Annotated in this window: 17 protein-coding genes and 1 tRNA gene; 10 read left to right on the forward strand and 8 right to left on the reverse strand. The window is 69.4% G+C overall.

Features of this window, described 5'->3' with window-relative positions; genetic code table 11:
• Window positions 1-631: hypothetical protein (locus VF536_RS08440; RefSeq protein WP_331614380.1), on the reverse strand; the 631-nt coding region annotated here is incomplete at its 3' end.
• A gap of 308 nt (window positions 632-939) precedes the next feature.
• Between VF536_RS08440 and egtB the strand changes: the two genes are divergently transcribed.
• Window positions 940-2,220, forward strand: coding sequence for an ergothioneine biosynthesis protein EgtB (gene egtB / locus VF536_RS08445; protein ID WP_331614381.1), 1,281 nt, complete (start codon window positions 940-942; stop codon window positions 2,218-2,220).
• The gene (gene egtD, locus VF536_RS08450) at window positions 2,217-3,131 is read left to right on the forward strand and encodes an L-histidine N(alpha)-methyltransferase (protein ID WP_331614382.1); all 915 of its coding nucleotides are present in this window, start codon (window positions 2,217-2,219) and stop codon (window positions 3,129-3,131) included. The genes egtB and egtD overlap by 4 nt, the downstream gene beginning before the upstream one ends.
• A gap of 42 nt (window positions 3,132-3,173) precedes the next feature.
• Here egtD and VF536_RS08455 read toward each other — a convergent pair whose 3' ends face one another.
• The 4 genes from VF536_RS08455 to VF536_RS08470 form a co-directional block, all read right to left on the reverse strand.
• Window positions 3,174-3,818, reverse strand: coding sequence for an N-acyl amino acid synthase FeeM domain-containing protein (locus VF536_RS08455; protein ID WP_331614383.1), 645 nt, complete (start codon window positions 3,816-3,818; stop codon window positions 3,174-3,176).
• Between the two features lie 587 nt (window positions 3,819-4,405).
• A complete protein-coding gene (locus VF536_RS08460; protein ID WP_331614384.1) occupies window positions 4,406-5,785 on the reverse strand; it encodes a lyase family protein in 1,380 nt (459 codons plus the stop codon).
• Window positions 5,786-5,926: 141 nt separating this feature from the next.
• Window positions 5,927-6,670 carry a SapC family protein gene (locus tag VF536_RS08465; protein ID WP_331614385.1) on the reverse strand — a complete coding sequence of 248 codons (744 nt, stop codon included), beginning with the start codon at window positions 6,668-6,670 and terminating at the stop codon, window positions 5,927-5,929.
• A complete protein-coding gene (locus VF536_RS08470) occupies window positions 6,667-7,968 on the reverse strand; it encodes a hemolysin family protein (RefSeq protein ID WP_331614386.1) in 1,302 nt (433 codons plus the stop codon). Before VF536_RS08470 ends, VF536_RS08465 begins: the two co-directional genes overlap by 4 nt.
• Window positions 7,969-8,067: 99 nt before the next feature.
• On the opposite strand from VF536_RS08470, the gene VF536_RS08475 reads away from it, so the two are divergent.
• The 5 genes from VF536_RS08475 to VF536_RS08495 all read left to right on the forward strand — a co-directional run bounded on the left by VF536_RS08475 (window position 8,068) and on the right by VF536_RS08495 (window position 11,321).
• Window positions 8,068-8,898 carry a symmetrical bis(5'-nucleosyl)-tetraphosphatase gene (locus VF536_RS08475; RefSeq protein ID WP_331614387.1) on the forward strand — a complete coding sequence of 277 codons (831 nt, stop codon included), beginning with the start codon at window positions 8,068-8,070 and terminating at the stop codon, window positions 8,896-8,898.
• A gap of 54 nt (window positions 8,899-8,952) precedes the next feature.
• Window positions 8,953-9,042, forward strand: a tRNA-Ser gene (locus tag VF536_RS08480).
• Between the two features lie 118 nt (window positions 9,043-9,160).
• Entirely contained in the window at window positions 9,161-9,715 is a 555-nt protein-coding gene (locus VF536_RS08485) for a hypothetical protein (protein WP_331614388.1), read from the forward strand.
• Entirely contained in the window at window positions 9,702-10,388 is a 687-nt protein-coding gene (locus VF536_RS08490) for a hypothetical protein (protein WP_331614389.1), read from the forward strand. The genes VF536_RS08485 and VF536_RS08490 overlap by 14 nt, the downstream gene beginning before the upstream one ends.
• Before the next feature lie 66 nt (window positions 10,389-10,454).
• Window positions 10,455-11,321 carry a cyanophycinase gene (locus tag VF536_RS08495; protein ID WP_331614390.1) on the forward strand — a complete coding sequence of 289 codons (867 nt, stop codon included), beginning with the start codon at window positions 10,455-10,457 and terminating at the stop codon, window positions 11,319-11,321.
• A 7-nt stretch (window positions 11,322-11,328) separates the two neighbouring features.
• Here the strand turns inward: VF536_RS08495 and VF536_RS08500 are convergent, their stop codons facing one another.
• Window positions 11,329-12,138 (reverse strand): NAD(P)H-dependent oxidoreductase, encoded by an 810-nt coding sequence (locus VF536_RS08500; RefSeq protein WP_331614391.1) that lies wholly within the window; start codon window positions 12,136-12,138, stop codon window positions 11,329-11,331.
• Between the two features lie 100 nt (window positions 12,139-12,238).
• Here VF536_RS08500 and VF536_RS08505 point away from each other — a divergent pair, with 100 nt between their 5' ends.
• From VF536_RS08505 to VF536_RS08515, 3 genes are all read left to right on the forward strand, one after another.
• Window positions 12,239-13,204: a LysR family transcriptional regulator gene (locus tag VF536_RS08505; RefSeq protein ID WP_331614392.1), complete on the forward strand. Its 966-nt coding sequence runs from the start codon at window positions 12,239-12,241 to the stop codon at window positions 13,202-13,204.
• Window positions 13,205-13,385: 181 nt separating this feature from the next.
• Complete coding sequence (locus VF536_RS08510; protein ID WP_331614393.1) at window positions 13,386-13,811, forward strand: tripartite tricarboxylate transporter TctB family protein; 426 nt, start codon at window positions 13,386-13,388, stop codon at window positions 13,809-13,811.
• Between the two features lie 10 nt (window positions 13,812-13,821).
• Complete coding sequence (locus tag VF536_RS08515) at window positions 13,822-15,378, forward strand: tripartite tricarboxylate transporter permease (RefSeq protein ID WP_331614394.1); 1,557 nt, start codon at window positions 13,822-13,824, stop codon at window positions 15,376-15,378.
• 108 nt (window positions 15,379-15,486) lie between these two features.
• On the opposite strand, the gene VF536_RS08520 is transcribed toward VF536_RS08515, so the two are convergent.
• Together VF536_RS08520 and VF536_RS08525 are read right to left on the reverse strand one after the other, a co-directional pair.
• Window positions 15,487-16,947 (reverse strand): hypothetical protein, encoded by a 1,461-nt coding sequence (locus VF536_RS08520; protein ID WP_331614396.1) that lies wholly within the window; start codon window positions 16,945-16,947, stop codon window positions 15,487-15,489.
• Window positions 16,947-18,125, reverse strand: a 1,179-nt coding sequence (locus tag VF536_RS08525) for a hypothetical protein (RefSeq protein ID WP_331614397.1), incomplete at its 5' end; no start/stop codon positions are given. The genes VF536_RS08520 and VF536_RS08525, both read right to left, overlap by 1 nt.

An 18,125-nucleotide genomic window follows, 5' to 3' on the forward strand; every position in this document is an offset into this window, starting at 1 on the left:
CCCGCCGCCAGGCGGCGTGCAGCGCCGGCGTCAGCAGCTCCAGGCGGCGCAGGTGCTCGTCCTCCCAGCCCTCCACGGCGAACAGGAACAGGCTCTGCGGCCGCTCGCCGTCGGCGGCGACGCCGTGCAGCGCCAGTTCCCGCAGGCCCGCTTCCAGCAGCGGCTGGAACAGCGCCGAGTCCGACTCCCGCGCGAGATCGATGTGCAGCGGCCGCCGCCCGTCGCCCCAGCGGCGGATCAGGGACAGCCACAGGCCGTGGTCGGCGGATTCGAGCTGCGTGTGCAGGACGTCGCCGATGGGCTTCAGATGGAAGAGCTGCGCCGCCAGCCGCGGCGACGGCGACTGATCGCCGACGCAGACCATCAGCCGGTGCGGCAGCAGCGGCTGCAGCCGGCTCTGGCTCCAGACGAAGAACTGCGCCGGCGTCGCCGGCTGGCGCGCGCTCCACAGGGCCTCGAGCAGCCGCTCGGCGAGCACGCGGTCCTGCAGCCACGACAGCGGCAGGCCGTCCCCCTCGGCCAGACCGGCGAACGGCATGGCCATCGCCGGCAGCCCGGTCGGGGCGGCGGTCGAGGCCAACGGCGGGGTCAGCGGTGCAGTCAGCGATGAGGACATCGAGGGCGGCGTCATGGGCGTGGCGTCATGGGGATGGGCATGGGCGGCGGCGTGGAGCCGGATCGCCGTCAGCCTGCCCGCGCGGCGTGACGTCCCGATGAATCGACGGCGCGCGCACCCTCGATCACGCCCGATCACCCGCGCGGCCCGCACGACACCCGGGGGCGAGCCGCGGGTACCCGCCTTGCCCTACCTGACATCGGGTGGCAGTTGAGCCGTCCCGCCGGAGCCCGCCGAGCGGCCCGCGCCGGACGTGGACACGGCAAATCGGCTACCGTTGTCGTCCGGCCCTTCCTCCCCCCGGGGCCGCAGGAGTTGCTTGCATGTCGGATCACGATCTGCCGCCGGTGCGGCGCGATCTCGCGCGCCGTTTCGAAGCGGTCCGGCGCCACACGCTGACGCTGGCCGAGCCGCTGTCGGTCGAAGACCAGGCTGCGCAGTCGATGCCGGACGCCAGCCCGGCCAAGTGGCACCAGGCCCACACCAGCTGGTTCTTCGAAGCACTGCTGCTGCGCCCGCATCTGCCGGGATACCAGCCGCTCGATGAGTCCTTCCACTTCCTCTTCAACTCGTACTATGAAGGCCTCGGCCCGCGCCATCCGCGCCCGCAGCGGGGCTTGCTGACGCGACCCTCGCTGGATCAGGTCCGCGCCTACCGGCGCCATGTCGACACGCACATCCGGCGATTGATCGCGGACTGCAGCGACGCGGTGTGGGACGAGATCGCCCCGACGCTGGAACTCGGCCTGCATCACGAGCAGCAGCACCAGGAGCTGCTGTTGACCGACGCGTTGCACCTGCTGTCCTGCCACCCGTGGCGGCCGGCGCTGATCGACGCGGCGCCCGCACCGGTCGCGGCCGGCGCGAGCGAGTGGCTGCGCCATGACGGCGGCCTCGTCGAGATCGGCCGCGGTGCCGCGGAGACAGGTTTTGCCTTCGACAACGAAGGCCCACGGCATCGCGTCTGGCTCGATCCCTTCGAGATCGCCAGCCGCCTGGTGACCTGCGGCGACTTCCAGCGCTTCATCGACGACGGCGGTTACCGCGAGCCGCGCTGGTGGCTGTCCGACGGCTGGGCCACGGTTCAGCAGCAAGGCTGGCGCGCCCCGATGTACTGGGTGGACGACAGCGGAGACGAAAAGGGAAACGGAGCCGGCGACGCAAGCACCGGCACCGGCTCGCGCTGGTCGGTCTTCGGCCTGCACGGCCTGCGTCCGATGGACCCGGCCGCGCCGGTGATGCAGCTCAGCTTCTACGAGGCCGCCGCCTATGCGGAATGGGCCGGCGCCCGACTGCCCAGCGAGCAGGAATGGGAGGCCGCGTCGACCTTGCCCGGCATCGAGCAACTCGACGATCAGGTCTGGCAGTGGACCCGCTCGGCGTATCACCCGTATCCCGGCTTCCGGCCGCTGGACGGCGCCGCCTCCGAATACAACGGCAAGTTCATGGTCGGCCAGCTGGTGCTGCGCGGCGGCAGTCTCGCGACGCCGCCCGGCCACACACGCCCGACCTACCGCAACTTCTTTCCGCCGGCCGCGCGCTGGCAGTTCACCGGGCTGAGACTGGCCCGCGATGCGCGCCCGCGCGCGGAGACCCACGCATGAGCAGTTTCGCCGAGGACCTTCACGCAGCACTGGCCGGCCCCGAGCACGCGATCTCCCCGAAGTACTTCTACGACGCGCAGGGCTCGGCCCTCTTCGAGCAGATCTGCGAACTCCCGGAGTACTACCCGACGCGCACCGAGCTCGCGCTGCTGCGCCGCTTCGCCGGCGACTTCGCCGCGCGCATGGGGCCGGGCGCCCAGCTGATCGAGTACGGCGCCGGCGCACTGGTGAAAGTGCGCCTGCTGCTGGAGCGCACGCAGCAGCTGCACAGCTTCGTGCCGGTGGACATCTCCGGCCCGCATCTGCTGGCCGCCTGCGAGTCGCTGCAGCGCGAGCATCCCGCGTTGCGCATCCTGCCGGTGGTGGCGGACTTCACCCGCATGCATGTGCTGCCCGACGCGCCGGAGGACGGCCGGCGCGTAGGCTTCTTCCCGGGGTCCAGCATCGGCAACTTCAACCCGGACGAGGCGCTGGCGTTCCTGCGCCTGCTGCGCGAGGAACTGGACGGCGGCGCGCTGCTGATCGGCGTGGACCTCATCAAGGATCCTGCCCGGCTGCATGCGGCCTACAACGACCCGCAGGGCGTGACGGCGCGCTTCAACCTCAACCTGCTCCGGCACGCCCAGCGCGAGCTGAAGCTGGAGTGCGACCCGGACGGCTTCGACCATTACGCGTTCTACGACCCGCGCCAGCACCGCATCGAGATGCACCTGCTGCCGCGCGGCGAGCAGCACCTGCAGCTGCAGGGCCGCCGCTACACCCTGGTGCCGGGCGAGAGCCTGCACACGGAGAACTCGTACAAGTACAGCGTGGAGAGCTTCCAGGCGCTGGCGCGGGAAGCGGGGTTCAAGCCCTCAGCGCACTGGACGGACGAGCAGCGCTGGTTCAGTCTTCATTGGCTGGAAGCCTGACGGTCGTCGGCCGACGAATCGGCGGCGCAACAAGCGGCTCGATCAGGCGTCGTAGCCGTAGACGTCCGCGAGCTTCTCCAGCAGCGCGGGCTCGTCCTTCGTCGCGAAGAAGTAAGGGAACAGCGTGCGCGAGCGGCTGTCCTCGTTCAGCGAACCGCCGTACTTCTTGACCTGCGTGGCGCCGTAGGCCAGCGACAGGCTCATCAGCACCGCCGGCGCGCCGACGCTGCGATGCAGCCGCTCCTCGCCGTGCGGCTGGAAGTCCAGCATCCGGCGATAGAAGGCCTTGTGGCGAGGATTGACCTCGATCACCAGGAACTCGGCACCCCAGTGGTGCGCCGCGTGCAGGTAGGCCAGATGGAACAGGCTGGCCAGGACCAGCTTGGACGGACCTTCCGGATCGGCGGCCAGCCGGGTGAATTCGCACAGCTGCCAGCCTTGACGGCGCATGCCGGCCATCTCGGCCGGGAAGCTCTGGTCCGCCGCCAGGTTGCCGCCGTCACGGCGCAGGCCCAGCGTCGACACCAGCCGACCTTCCCAGTACGCGCCCAGCGTCACGTCCGCGGAACGGCTCAGCCTGTAACCTCGTGACGCGTACCGGCGCTCCAGCAGAGCATGCCCGGTGCCCTCCATGAGGGCACGGATCTCGATGCGGCCGAACTCGGTGTCGCGGGAAACGAGCTCCACGGAATCGGAGCGGAGAAACGAACGCTCCGAACCAATGGACTGCAGCGCCTGCAAAGGGCTTGCGGGCGCTTCCAATTCAATGTTCGACATGCGAGATTCGTCGCTCATTCCCAACTCCAGACTGCTTGGTTATCAAGGGCGAGTCTATGACCTACTCAAAGTAGTTACTGCCGGCCGCTACGATAGTTAACAAATGCGACCTTCGTCTTACGGGTCTGTCCCGGGTTTGAACGGGGGTCAATCCCTTGCCAGGGCGAAACCCCGCATTTGAGGGAATTCCGTTACATAACGGGCGACTGCGTGCGGACCAGCGAAGTTCCTCGCCACCACGCGCATTTCCCGACTTCCGCGCCCGCATGACCGCGCCTCCCGGCGTGATATCTGTTGCAGGTGTAACCAGATGCATTTGGTTCAAATGCCGAATTCATGGGACACACCAGGCTCACTTTTTTGCTGAAATCCATACGGCATCTGGGGATATTTGTCGTTTCGCGCCCTGCTCGTCCGCCTGGCGACCAACAAGTTCGTATCTCGTTGCGTCCAATGGCGGGTCCTCACACCGGTCGTGACACCGGTCACGGCAGGGCTCAAGCGCAGGGTCGGGCGGCGAGTCCATCCAGGCGCTGACGCGCCTCCGCCATCAAGGTGTCGACCCGGCCATCCGCCTGCGCGGCGATGGCGTTCAGGTCGAACATGGCGGCAAGTTCGTTGGACGAAATCGAGGCCCCCGGCAGGTCACCGACCTCCAGCGCCGTGCGCAGCAGCTGCTCCAGCGATCCCTCGCCCTGGCGCACGCGGTGGATCAGGTCGCGGATCATCGCGCCGGTGCGCTGGCGCCCCAGGCGTGGCATCAGCAGATGCTCGAGGCGCTCGCTGGCCACCAGACCCTGACGTTCGAGGACATGCGCCCGCATCCGGTCGACGCGGATGACGGGTTCGGCCAAGGCGCGGTTGAGCGCCTGCACCGCCGCATGCGCACCGCCCATCAGGCCGCTCCACTCGGCCAGCTCGGCCTGGTGCTGGCCGAGGCCGCGCTCATGCTCCGGCGTCATGCAGCCCATCAGCCCGGCGACGCGCTGCGGCGCGCGCTGCACCGCCGCCATCGCCTGCAAGGCCGCGACCGGGTTCTTCTTGTGCGGCATCGACAGGCAGGCGCCGTAACCCTCGCCGGGCGGTTCGTTGAGTTCGTCCACCTCGGCCTGGGCCATCAGCGCGAAGTCCTGCGCCAGCTTGCCGAGATTGCCGCAGAGCAGTCCGACCTCCAGGCCCAGGCGCAGCCAACGGTCGCGCTGCGTGTGCCAGCACATGTCGGGACGCGGCAGCGAGAGCTCGGCGGCGACGGCGGCCAGCATGTCGTCGGCGCGGTCACCCATCGCGTCCAGCGTGCCGACCGCGCCGCCCAGCTGCAGCAGCAGCGAGTCGCGGCCCTGCTCGCGCAGGCGCTCGGCGCTGCGCAGCAGCGGCATCAACCAGTTCATGAGCTTGAAGCGCAGGCTGATCACCTGCGCGGGCTGCATCATCGTGCGGCCGAGCATCGGCACGGCGACATGACGCTCGGCCAGATCCAGCAGCTGCCCGCAGAGCTGCTGCAGGTCGTCGTCGAGCAGGCGCAGCGCCTCGCGGCTGCGCAGCACCATCGCGGTGTCGATGAGGTCCTGCGCCGACGCGCCGCGGTGCACATAGACCGCGGCGGAGGGGTCGAACAGCGCGACCGTCTCGCGCAGGCGCTGCACGACCGGCTGCGCCAGGTTGCCGCTGTGCGGCGCGGCGGCGATCAGGGCCGGCACGTCGTAGAGTTCGGCGCGGCACAGGCTGGCGATGGCCTGCGCCGCTGGCGCGGGAATCAGTCCCACACGGGCCGCGGCGCGGGCGAGCGCGGCCTCCACATCCATCATCGACTGGACCACCGCGGTCGGCGAGAACACCGATTCCATCGCGGTGGACGACAAAAAAGCCTCGAACAGCATCCAACGTCCTTTAAGGACTTCCGATGCTATCGAGGCTCCTGCGTACGCCGTACTCAAGCAAACCCGCTTGGGGTTTGTCTCAGCCGGTGATCGCCCGCCGGGGCCCCGCGTTCAGGGGCCTCCCGCGGGCTCAGGTCCGCTTCAGTTGGCCGGCACGTACATCTGGGCCAGGCGGCTCATCAGGCGCAGCGACAGGCGATGCATCGTGATGACCTCCAGCAGGCCGTTGCGGTGCAGCTCGACGATCTTCGCGTCGGGCAGCTCGGCCAGGGCCTTTTCATTGATGGTCAGGAAACCGTCCACGTCGAGCTTCTCGCCGCTGGGCAGTTCCGCCTCGAAGCGCATGTCCTGCAGCAGGTCCAGGTCCTGCAGCAGTTCGCAGGCCTGGCGGGTGCGCTCGGCCTCGCGCTCGAAGTCCTCGCAGAACTGCTTGGCGTTGAGCAGCAGCTCGGTCGCCTCGCCGTCGGCCTTGAACAGGGGCTCGCCGTCGGTCTCGGAGAACGCGCCGGAAGCCATGTCCAGGCACAGCGCCATGTCGGCGCTGTTTTCCTCGATGCGGGCCATCGCGAAGGGCCAGCGGCGGATGTAGGCCGGCACGTAGCGGCCGGTCCACTGGCCGTCCTTGATGAACAGGTTGCTGCCCTGGCGCAGGCCGAACACCGCCAGCGGGGCCACCGCCGCACGCTGGCCGTCGACCGCCTGGCCGACGCGCACGAACACCACGGGGTATTCGAGGCTGGCGTCGGCGAACTCGGCCACGGCGACGAACAGCGAGTTCAGCTGCGTCACGCGGTCCAGCACCGGGGCGCCGATCTTCATGCGCGTGTTCTTGTGCTGCACCCGATCCACGGGGACCAGGTTCTCATACATCGGGGGGTTGCTCATTGATTCACTCCATCGTCCGCCAGTCGCGAGACCAGCACCTTGTCCACACGCTTGCCGTCGAGGTCGACCACCTCGAATCTCCACGCGTCCCACTCCGCCACATCGGCCGTGCGCGGCAGACGCCCCAGCAGCAGCATCACCATGCCGGCCAGGGTGTTGTAGCGCCCACGGTCCTCCTCGGGCAGTTCCTTCAGATCCAGGCGGTCCTTCAGCTCGGTGACCGGGATCAGGCCGTCCATCAGCCAGCTCCCGTCCTCGCGCTGGACCGCCCAGGCGTCCTCGCCGTCGGACGAGTTGAACTCGCCCGCGATGGCTTCCAGGACGTCGCGCATCGCGACGACGCCCTGCACTTCGCCGTATTCGTCGACGACGAACACCAGCGGCGTTTCCGAACCGCGCATGTGCGCGAGCAGTTCCATGCCCGACAGCGTCTCGGGCACGAAGACCGGCGGCTCCAGGCCGGTCGACAGGTCCAGCGACTCGCCGGCCAGCGAGCGCGCCAGCAGGTTCTGCGCGCTCACCGTGCCGACCACGTCGTGCAGGCCGCCACGGCAGACCGGGTAGCGGCTGTAGCCGTGCGCGCGCAGGATCTGCAGCATCTGGTCGGGCCGGTCGCTGATGTCCAGCCACGCGATCTCGGCGCGCGGGATCATCATCGAGCCGATCTGGCGCTCGTCCAGGCGGAACACGTTGCGCACCATCTGGTGCTCGTGTTCCTCGATCACGCCGGCATCGCGGCCTTCGTCGAGGCTGGCGGCGATCTCCTCTTCCGTCACCGCGCGGTTGGCGCGGCCGCCCATGCCCAGCAGCTTCAGCGTGAACTCGGTGCAGAAGCTCAGCAGCTTGACGAAGGGCCGCGTCACCAGCGACATGATCTCCATCGGCGGGGCGACCAGGCGCGCGACGTTCTCCGGGTACATCTGGCCCAGGCGCTTGGGGACCAGTTCGCCGAAGATGATGGTGACGAAGGTCAGCACCAGCACGACCAGACCGGTGGCGGTGATGTCGGCGGCGCGGGGGCTCAGCGGCGTGTTGGCGCGCAGCACGTCGGCCAGCGGTCCGGAGAAGGCGGCCTCGCCGACGATGCCGTTGAGCACGCCGATGGAGGTGATGCCGATCTGGACCGTGGACAGGAACTTCGTGGGGTTCTCGTGCAGGTCCATCGCGGCCTGCGCCCCGGCCTCGCCGCCCTCCACCATCACTTGCAAGCGTGCCTTGCGGGAAGCCGTGAGGGCCATCTCCGACATGGCGAACAAACCGTTGAGCAGGATCAGGAAGAGAACTAGGGCGGTATCCATTGACAGCGCGGACCGGGTACTAACCCCGAGTCGCGCCCAAAACACAAGGTCGGCAAGGTTAGCAGAGCCTGTGTGACATCGGCACCGCAGAATCCCGCTATGCATTACCTCATCGGCGATCTCCAGGGCTGCTGCGACGCGCTGGCCCGGCTCCTGGAAAAGATCGATTTCTCCCCGTCCCGCGACCGGCTCTACCTCCTGGGGGACCTGGTCAACCGCGGTCCCGATTCCCTGACGACCCTGCGTCGGCTGCAGTCGCTGGGCGACGCGGCGCAGTGCCTGCTGGGCAACCACGACCTGCACCTGATCGCCACGGCGGCGGGGTTGCGAGCCCCGCACAAAGGGGACACCCTGGACGCGATCCTGCAGGCGCCGGACCGCGAGGCGCTGCTCGAGTGGATGCGCCGTCAGCGGCTGGCGATGCGGTCGCAGGGCTGGCTGATGGTGCACGCGGGCGTCGTGCCGCAATGGGACGCGGACGAGACGCTGGCGCTGGCCGAAGAGGTGCACGCGCTGCTGCGCGGCCCGGAGCTGGCGGAGTTCCTGCCGCAGATGTACGGCAACGAGCCCGATCGCTGGAAGGACGACCTGACGGGCGTGCCGCGGCTGCGCTTCATCATCAACGTGCTGACGCGGATCCGCTTCTGCAATGCCAAGGGCCGGCTGGACTTCAAGACCAAGGAAGGCCTGGGCACCGCGCCCGAGGGCTTCATGCCCTGGTTCGAGGTCCCGGAGCGGCGCACGGCGGGCCATCCGGTCGCGTTCGGGCACTGGTCGACACTGGGCCTGGTGCAGCGGCCGGACCTGCTGGCGCTGGACACCGGCTGCGTCTGGGGCGGACAGCTGACGGCGGCACGCGTGGCGGACGGCCAGGCGCAGGAGATCATCCAGGTGGAATGCGTGCAGGCGAAGAAGCCGGGCGCGGACTGAGCACCCATCCATCGAGAGGCGCCGGCGCGCGCTTACAATGCGCGCCTTCTTCCAGGAGATGTGGCCGAGTGGTTTAAGGCAGCGGTCTTGAAAACCGCCGAGGGTTCGCGCCCTCCGTGAGTTCGAATCTCACCGTCTCCGCCAGGAGCACCCTGGAAATGGGCCCTGTGGCCCAACGCCCGCGCCGCCTGAAGCAATCAGTTGCCAAGCGCCGCGGCCTCAGCGATATTCGCAATTCGCGAATACCGAATATCACGCTGAGATGGACCTCAAACCCCAAGACCTGCTAGTGCTGCTGAAGGCCGCTGCGCACCCGCCGCAACGTTGGACCTATGCCTCGCTGGGCAAGGCACTGGCGATGAGCGCCTCGGAGACCCACGCGAGCGTCAAGCGGGCCGTCGCCTCCGGCTTGGCCGTGGCGCCCTCCCGCGGTGAATGGTCGCCCGTTCACTCCAACCTGCTGGAATTTGCGCTGCACGGCGTGCGCTACGTCTGGCCGGCCATGCCCGGACCAGTCAAGCGCGGCGTGCCGACGGCCTTCGGCGCCGAGCCGCTGGCGAGCCAGTTGACGGTGACTCCCGGTGAGGCACCGGTCTGGGCCCATCCGACCGGCAGCGCCAAGGGGCCGACGCTGTCGCCAATCTATCGGACGGCGCCGCAGGCCGCGCTGGCCGATCCGGCCCTGCATCGCCTCCTCGCGCTGCTCGATGCCCTGCGAACGGGCCGGGCTCGCGAGCGCAGCCTGGCGTCGAAGCTCATGGAAGTTGAATTGACGCAGGCGTTTGCTGGAAAGGTGACAGCCCATGCGCCGCGATGACCCCAACCTGCCCTACCTGCGCAGCGTCGCCGAAGCGCTGGGCGAATTGCGCGAGCAGGTGGTCTTCGTCGGCGGCGCCGTGGCCGGCCTGCTGGTGACAGATCCGCTGGCCGAGGCAGTGCGCGCCACCCGCGATGTCGATGCCGTGGTGAACGCCAACCGGGCGATGTTCCATCGCATCGAGGAGGCCGTCGCGGCACGAGGATTCGCACGCGATGTCAGCAGCGACGTGATCTGCCGCTGGGTGCACAAGGAATCGGGTGTGCTGTTCGATCTGATGCCGGTGCAGCCCGAGGTGCTGGGCTTCACCAATCGTTGGTATCCATTCGCCGTCGAAACCGCCGAGGTGGTGGACCTCGGCGCAGGCTGCCGGGTCCGATTGGTGAGCGCGGTGGCTTTCGTGGCCACCAAGCTGGAGGCCTTCGCCAGCCGCGGGGAAAGCGACTACATGACCAGCCACGACCTGGAGGACGTGCTGAACATCGTCGACGGGCGCCAGGAACTCGTCGCCGAACTGGCGGGCGCACCCGTCGAATTGCGAAACACCGTGGCGGCGGCCTTCACGCCGCTGCTGAAAAATGCTGGCTTCTTGAACGTGTTGCCGGGCTTGCTTGCCGAGCCCGAGCGTGCGGGGTTGGTGCTGGCTCGTCTGAAAGCGATGAGCCAGCAATGACCACGAATCTGCATCCTTTATTACTTGTTCCGACGACCGCATGCCGCTGATGCCTGGATCCATCGCATGAACGCCCGCACGTCCTCACGCCCCCCTGCCCTGCTCGCCCTCATCGGCGGCAACGAGGACCGGTTGACGCCGGGGACGGTGCTGCGCGAGCTGATCGCGGCGTGTCATGAAGGGCGTTCGGCAGCGGCGCCGCTGCAGGTCGTCGTCCTCAGCACCGCCAGCGGCGAGCCCGACCTGCTCTGGTCCCAGTACGAACCCGCCTTCCGTTCACTCGGCGCGACGCCGCGCTGGCTCGATCCGCGCGATCGCGACGCGGCCGGTGCCGCGGCGACGCTCGACGCCGTGCGGACGGCCGATCTGCTCTTCATGACCGGCGGCGACCAGGAGCGCCTTGTCGACGTGATCGTCGACACGCCGCTGCATGCGCTCGTCCACGAACGCCATCGCGCCGGCGAACTTGCCATCGCGGGGACCAGCGCCGGCGCCTCGGCGCTCGGCGCGCACATGCCGGTCGGCGATCTCGACGAGCAGTTCGCCGGTCCGTCGCAGCCCCTGCATCGCGCGCTCGGGCTGATGCCCGCGCTCGTCATCGATCAGCACTTCGCGCAGCGCAAGCGCCATGCGCGACTGCTGCGCCTGGTGTCGCTCGATCCGCGCCGGCTCGGTGTCGGGATCGATGAAGACACCGCCCTGCTCATCCGCCCGGATGTCGGCCTGCGCGTCGTCGGCAGCGGCGCGGTCACCGCCATCGACGCCGCCCGCGCCAGCGATCGACGCGAACCCGCCGGCGTGATCGCGCTGGAGAACCTCGGCTTCCATCTGCTCGCCGCGGGCACCTCGCTGCGCTTCGACGATCCGGCCGTGCCGCCGCATCTGCTGCGCGTGCTGCAGGCGATCGCCGCCTCGGCGTCGCTGCGCGACTGACGAGCGATCAGACGCCAGCGGCCACGTGCGCCGCGAAGCCGGTGACGCCCGGGGCGACCTTGTCGCCCAGCTCGTGCCCATCGGGATAGTCCCCGCCGTTCTGCGCGCGGAAAGCCACCGGCGCCTCGTCGAAGACATGGGCGAGCCGCTCGCGCCACGCGGCGGCGGCAGCCTCGACCGCTTCCGGCGTCATCCGCCCCGCGCCGTGCACCGCGTGCGTCTTCAGCACCGACATGCCGGGGTAGAACAAGGTGCCATGCGTGATCGGGAACAGCAACTGGTCGATCGGACCGTTGATGCCGCGCGGACCGTAGTCGGCGGCCGGACCACCGGTCGTGACCGACACCATCGCGCGCCGGCCTTCGAAGCCGCCTTCGCCGTAGCGCACGCGGTTGCCCTGCCCGTTGCGGCCGTAGGCCAGGCCGCGCGCCCAGACGCGATCGATCCAGCCTTTCATGATCGCCGGCATGCCGAACCACCACAGCGGGAACTGCAGGATCACCAGGTCCGCGGCGAGCAGCTTGCGCTGTTCCTCGACGACATCCGCCGGCTGGTGACCCTGCTCGAAGGCGTGGCCGGACTCCCGCACGAAGTCCAGGCGGGCGGCGTCCGTGCGGACCGGAAAGTCCTGTTCGTCGTAGACGGCCTTCCAGCCCATGGCGTAGAGATCGGACTGCATCACCTCGTGGCCAGTGGCGCGCAGCGTCTGCTCGGCGACGTCGACCAGCGTGCGCGTCAGCGAGGTCCGCTCCGGTTGGGCGTGGACGATCAGCACGGTCTTGTGATCGGGGAAGTCGTTATCGGCAGCACGGGTCATGTGAGGCTCCAGGAAGTCGAAGTGGATCGGGAATGAACGCAGTCTGACGATCCGATCCCCATCCGTGAAATCACGTCTTCTCTGTCCTACTATCGATCGCATGGATACCAGCCGCCTCGACCTCAACCTGCTCGTGACGCTCGAAGCGCTGCTCACCGAGCGCCACGTGACCCGCGCCGCCGCCCGGTTGAACCTCAGCCAACCGGCCGTGAGCGCGCAGCTCGCGCGGCTGCGCGACGTCTTCGAGGATCCGCTGCTGCTGCCCGCGCAGCGCGGCATGACACCGACGGCCAAGGCGCTGTCGCTGCTGGAACCGCTGCGCCAGGCGCTGGACCAGGTGCGCGGCGTCGCGAGTTCACACCTGAACTTCGACCCGGCCACCGCCGACCTCACCGTCACGATCGCGGCCTCCGACTATCTGCAGACGAGCGTGCTGCAACCGCTGGTGCTGCGGCTGCGTCGCGAGGCGCCCGGCATCCGCATCGCCGTTCGCCACATGGACCCGGCCCAGCACGCCGCGCAGATGGCGCGCGGCGACGTCGACCTCGGTCTGATGCAGCCGATCGAGGCCGCGCCCAGCCTGCGCATGCGCGCGCTCTTCCACGAGCGCTACGTGCTGATCGCCCGCCGCGGTCACCCGGCGCTGGCGAGCAAGCCGGGCAAGACCGGCGAGAAGGCCCCGGCCAAGCTGAGCGCCAAGGCGTTCGCGAAGCTGGAGCAGGTCATCGTGTCGCCCGCGGGCGGCGCGTTCTCGACGCCTGTCGACCAGGCACTGGCCGCCCTCGGCCTGAAGCGCCAGGTCGTGCTCTCCGCGGCGTCCTTCCTCTTCGTGCCGGACATCGTCGCCCGCTCCGACCTCGTGGCCCTGGTGCCCGAGCGGCTCGTCAAGGGCCGCTCCGCCGGCCTGCAAGTCCTGACCCCGCCGCTGCCGATCGAGGGCTTCGACATCGCCATGGTCTGGCACGAGCGCAACCAGGGCCACGCCGCCCAACGATGGCTGCGAGAGCAGGTGCTGGCGGTCGGCGCGTCTCGCGATGGCGGGACGGCGGGCGGGACTGCGTCGTGAATCAACGACGCTCCGACGCCGTCAAAACGTTCATACAACGTATGGCAAACACCTTCTTAACCTGAAGCTGTCGGCAAGCTGTCGAAGGCCCTTCCACGACGGCTCGCTGCGCAGAAATGCGTACGACACGCGGGAGCCGCGCCGGAACCATGGGCACATCTCGATACCTCCCCGGTGTGCCATGACCCTCAACCGTTCGCTTGCCCGAGGCCTGTTCCTCGCCGCGGTGGCCCTGTTCTTCGGACTGGGCGCGCTGCGTTATCCCATCGGCCGCATGGACCATGCCGGCGCCGGCATGTTCCCGCTGATGATCAGCATCCTGCTGGGCCTGGTGGCCATCTCCACCATCGTGCGCGGCATCGTCGCCGGCGGCCCCGGCCTCGAGTTCAAGGTCAAGAACATCGGCCTGATCCTGGCCGCGCTGACCGCGTTCTCGCTGACCTCGCGCTTCGTCAACATGTCCGCCGGCATCGTCGTGATGGTCTTCATCGCCACGGCCGCCGGCAGCAACTACTCCTGGAAACGCAACATCGTGATCTCGATCGGTCTGCTGACCATCGCCTTCATGTTCCAGAAGTTCCTCGGCCTCAACCTGCCGCTGCTGTAAGGCCCCGACCATGGAAATCCTGCACAACCTCGCCTTCGGCTTCGAGCACGCGCTGACCTGGCAGAACCTGATGTTCTGCGCGATCGGCTGCGTGGTCGGCACCCTCGTGGGCCTGCTGCCAGGCCTCGGCCCGCTGGCCACCATCAGCGTGCTGCTGCCGCTGACCTACTCCATCCCCGTCAACGGCGCGCTGATCATGCTCGCCGGCATCTACTACGGCGCGCAGTACGGCGACAGCGTCAGCGCCATCACGATGAAGATCCCGCATGCGAGCTCCATCGTGGCCTGCATCGACGGGTACCAGATGACCTTGAAGGGGAAGACGGGCCTCGCCCTCTTCACCGCGGGCATCTCGAGCTTCATCGGCGGCACCGTCGCCATCGTCGTGCTGGCCTGCCTGGCGCCGACGCTGGGCGAAGTGGCCTTCCTGTTCGGCCCGGCCGACTACTGCTCGCTGATGCTGCTCGGCTTCCTCTGCGTGAGCTTCGTGACCACCGGCAGCCTGCTCAACGGTCTGGCGATGTGCCTGATCGGCGTGCTCTTCGGCCAGATCGGCACCGACGTCAACTCCGGCATGGAGCGCTACACCTTCGACATGCCCTTCCTCGCCGAAGGCGTGGGCCTGGTGAGCATCGCGCTGGGCTGCTTCGGCATCGCCGAGATCTCCAAGAACCTGGACGCCAAGAACGAGCGCACGCCCTTCAACGGCAAGATCCACCTGATGCCGACCTGGCCCGAGTTCAAGCGGATCATCCCGAGCGCCCTGCGCGGCAGCGTGATCGGCTCGGTGCTGGGCATCCTGCCCGGCGGCGGCCCGACGATCGCCCAGTTCGCGGCCTACGCCGTGGACAAGAAGGTCAGCAAGTACCGCCATGAGATCGGCGACGGCGCCATCGAAGGCGTGGCCGGCCAGGCCGCGGCCGACGAGGCCGCCGCCCGCACCAGCTTCATCCCGCTGATGTCCATCGGCATCCCGGAGAACCCGGTGATGGCGCTGATGATGGCCGCCTTCATCATCAAGGGCATCCAGCCGGGTCCCAACATGATCGGCGGACACCCGGACATCTTCTGGGGCCTGGTCGCCTCGATGTGGGTCGGCAACGTCTTCCTGGTCGTGCTGAACGTGCCGCTGGTGCGCTACTGGCTGTCGGTCTTCAAGATCCCGTACAACGTGCTGTTCCCGTCGATCCTGTTCTTCTGCTGCATCGGCACCTTCAGCGTCAACAACAACCTGGACGACATCTTCGTCACGGCGGTCTTCGGTCTGGCCGGCTACATCTTCATGCGGCTGGACATGGACCCCGCGCCGCTGATGCTGGGCTTCATCCTGGGCCCGATGCTGGAAGAGAACTTCCGTCGCGCGATGCTGATCAGCCGCGGCCACTTCGACGTCTTCGTGCAGCGCCCGATCAGCGCGACGCTGCTGGCGATCATCGCGTTCTTCATCGCGTGGCAGTTCATCGCCTTCATCCTGGCCAACCGCAAGGGCGCGAAGTCCGCGGGCGGTCATGACGACGACGACACCAAGGGCAAGGACGGCGGCGGGGTGACGCCGCAGGTGGCCTGATTCATCCCCATCGAGGCGGCATCCGCGCCGCGCTCGTGCGCATTCGGGCGCACCAGCCACCTTCAGCCGCCGGCCGCGATCGCGACCGGCGGCTTTTTTACGGCGGCTTCAGAAGACGCCGTCGCCGGATCCCGATCGATCGAACCCGGCGCGGACCTCGAAGGCGCGCAGCGCGATCGGTCCCGTGTCCGGCAGCGCCGGCTCCAGACGATTGCCGGCGTGCTGCCGCCGCGGCGACAGGCCCAGGCGCTGCTCGTCCAGCGTCTGGAGCTCGACGCCGCGCGCATGCATCGGATCGGTCCAGAACACATACGTGGTGCCGGCCAGCGCGCCGACGATCAGCTCCGTGGTCCAGTCCGCAGCCGTCACCGCGCCCGCCGCGCCGACCGCCGGCGCCCACAGGCGGGCCAGCGTGCGCTCGTCCCTCAGCGAGTCGTCCATCTGGCCGAAGCTCGCGACGAAGCAGCCCCGCGCCGCCATGGTGTCCCAGTGACGGGCACTGCCCAGCGCCTCGACCAGGGCGCCGTCGGCGATCCGCATGCGCGGCTGCGTGGCGCCGCCGTGCCGGGAGGCGTGATGCAGCATCAGCAGCACCCACAGGTCGACCGCCTCCCCGCCCCAGTTGGCCAGTCCGCGCAGCGCGACGCCGCCCGGCAGCACGATCTGCGCGTCGGCATCCAGATCCGGCGCGGCGTGGAAGGCCCGGTTCACCGCCAGCTGGTTGATCGTGTAGCCCAGCGCGCCCAGCGCCAGGGAACGCCGCGTCGGCGCGCTGTCGGGGTCCACGCGGATCGGCCAGCGGGCCTGGATGCTGTCGCGCAGCAGCGGATACAGCACCGCCTCGGCGAAGCGCGCCCCGACGTTCAGCATCGTCCCGGTGGCGAGACCGAGCACGCCGGCTCCCGCGGGCAAGGCCATCAGCGCGACCCGCGTGGCACGCGAGTAGGTGGTGGCCTCGCCGCGCCGCTCGTCGCGCACCAGGAGCACCAGTTGAGCCATCGCGGGCGCCGCGAGACAGCCGCAGGACAGCACGGTCCGCGCGGTCTCCGACAGGCCATGGGCGAGCGCCACGTCCAGCGCCCGGCCCACCGCCTGCCGCACCATCGTCGGCAACGCCACGGCGGCGAGGTTGCGAGCGCCGCAATGCGCGGCGTTGACGACGCCCCGACCCAGCGCGGCGATGACGGCGCGCAGCCGGCCGCTGGGCCATCCGCGGTCGCGCTCCCGGTCGAGCGCCGAGTTCACCGGGTCCCGAAGCGCGTCCGGCAGCGACCGCACGTTCCCGTCGACGATGACGTCGTCGATCGCCGCGGCGATCGAGCCCGGCGCGCTCCGCAGGTCCACGCCCTGCGTCAGGTCACGCGCCAGCAAGGCCACGTCGGCGACTCCCGCCGCGCCGATGGCGGCGATGACGCCGTCGATCACGGGGCCGTCGATCACCGGGACGCCGAGCGGCTGGAGGCCGGCGCCAGGGTCGACGGGACGCCCCACATCGGACGTCGGCGCGGTCGCCGTCGATGACGGGGCGTCCTGCGGCGGTCCGCCGGATCGTGGGGGAGACCGTGGCATCACCGCTCAGTCCCGCCCTTCGCGCCGGGCAACGTACCGGGCAACGTACCGGGCAACGCACCGGGCAACGCACCGGGCAGCGTGTCGGACCCGGCACGCGCCCGGGCGCGGACACCTTCGTGCTCGTCGGCATGGAAGCTGGCGGAGCGGCTCCCCACCCCGGCGCGCCGGAACGAGGTCAGGGCCACCTCGCCCCCGACGGGCAGCGCCGGCTCGGCGTTGTTGCCCGCGTACTGACGCGGCGGCGCGAGTCCGCGACGCTGCTCGTCCAGCGTCTGCAGCTCGACGCCGTGCGAGTTCAACGGGTCGGTCCAGAACAGGTAGCTCGGCGCCGTCAGGCTGCCGACGATGAGTTCCGTCAGCCAGTCCGCGGCGACCGGCGCGTCCGCCCCGAAGTGCGGCCGGATCCAGCACGCCAGCGTCCGGTCGTCCAGCAGCGAGTCGTAGAGCTGGTTGAAGCCCGCGACGAAACAGCCGCGCGCGGCCGCCGTGTCCCAGTGACGCGCGGTGCGCATCGCCTCGGGCAGGCTGGCTTGGCCGGTGCGCATGCGGACCTGCGTGCCGGTGCCATGGCGGCAGGCGTGATGCAGCGTCAGCAGGGTCCAGAGGTCGAGCGCCTCGCCGCCCCAGTTGGACAAGCCGCGCAGCACGATGCCGCCCGGCAGCAGCGCGCGCGCCTGCAGGTCCACGTCGGGCGCGGCGGCGAACACGCGGCTCACCGCCAGCTGGTTGATCGCATAACCGAGACCTGCCAGCGCGAGCGAACCCCTCGTCGGCCCGCTGTCGGGCTCGGTGGACATCGGCCAGCGCGCCTGGATGCTGTCGCGCATCAGCGGATAGAGGACGGCTTCGGCGAAGCGCGTGCCGGCGTAGAGCATCGTGCCGGTGGTCGCGCCCAGCAGACCGGCGCCCGCGGGCAACGCCATCAGCACGACGCGTGTGGCGCGGGAATACCTCGTCGCCTCGCCGCGCGCCTCGTCCCGGATCAGCAGCACGGCCTGGCCGACGACCGGCACGGCCAGGGCGCCGCAGGACAGCCAGGTCCGCGCGGCCTCGGACACGCTCTCGGCGAGCGCGACGTCCAGGGCCCGGCCGATGGCCTGGCGCACCATCGTCGGCAAGGCGACCGATGCGAAGTTGCGCGCGCCGCAGTGGGCCGCGTTGACCGCCGCGCGGCC

This window comes from Roseateles sp., assembly GCF_036486225.1.
Lineage (GTDB): Bacteria > Pseudomonadota > Gammaproteobacteria > Burkholderiales > Burkholderiaceae_C > Roseateles.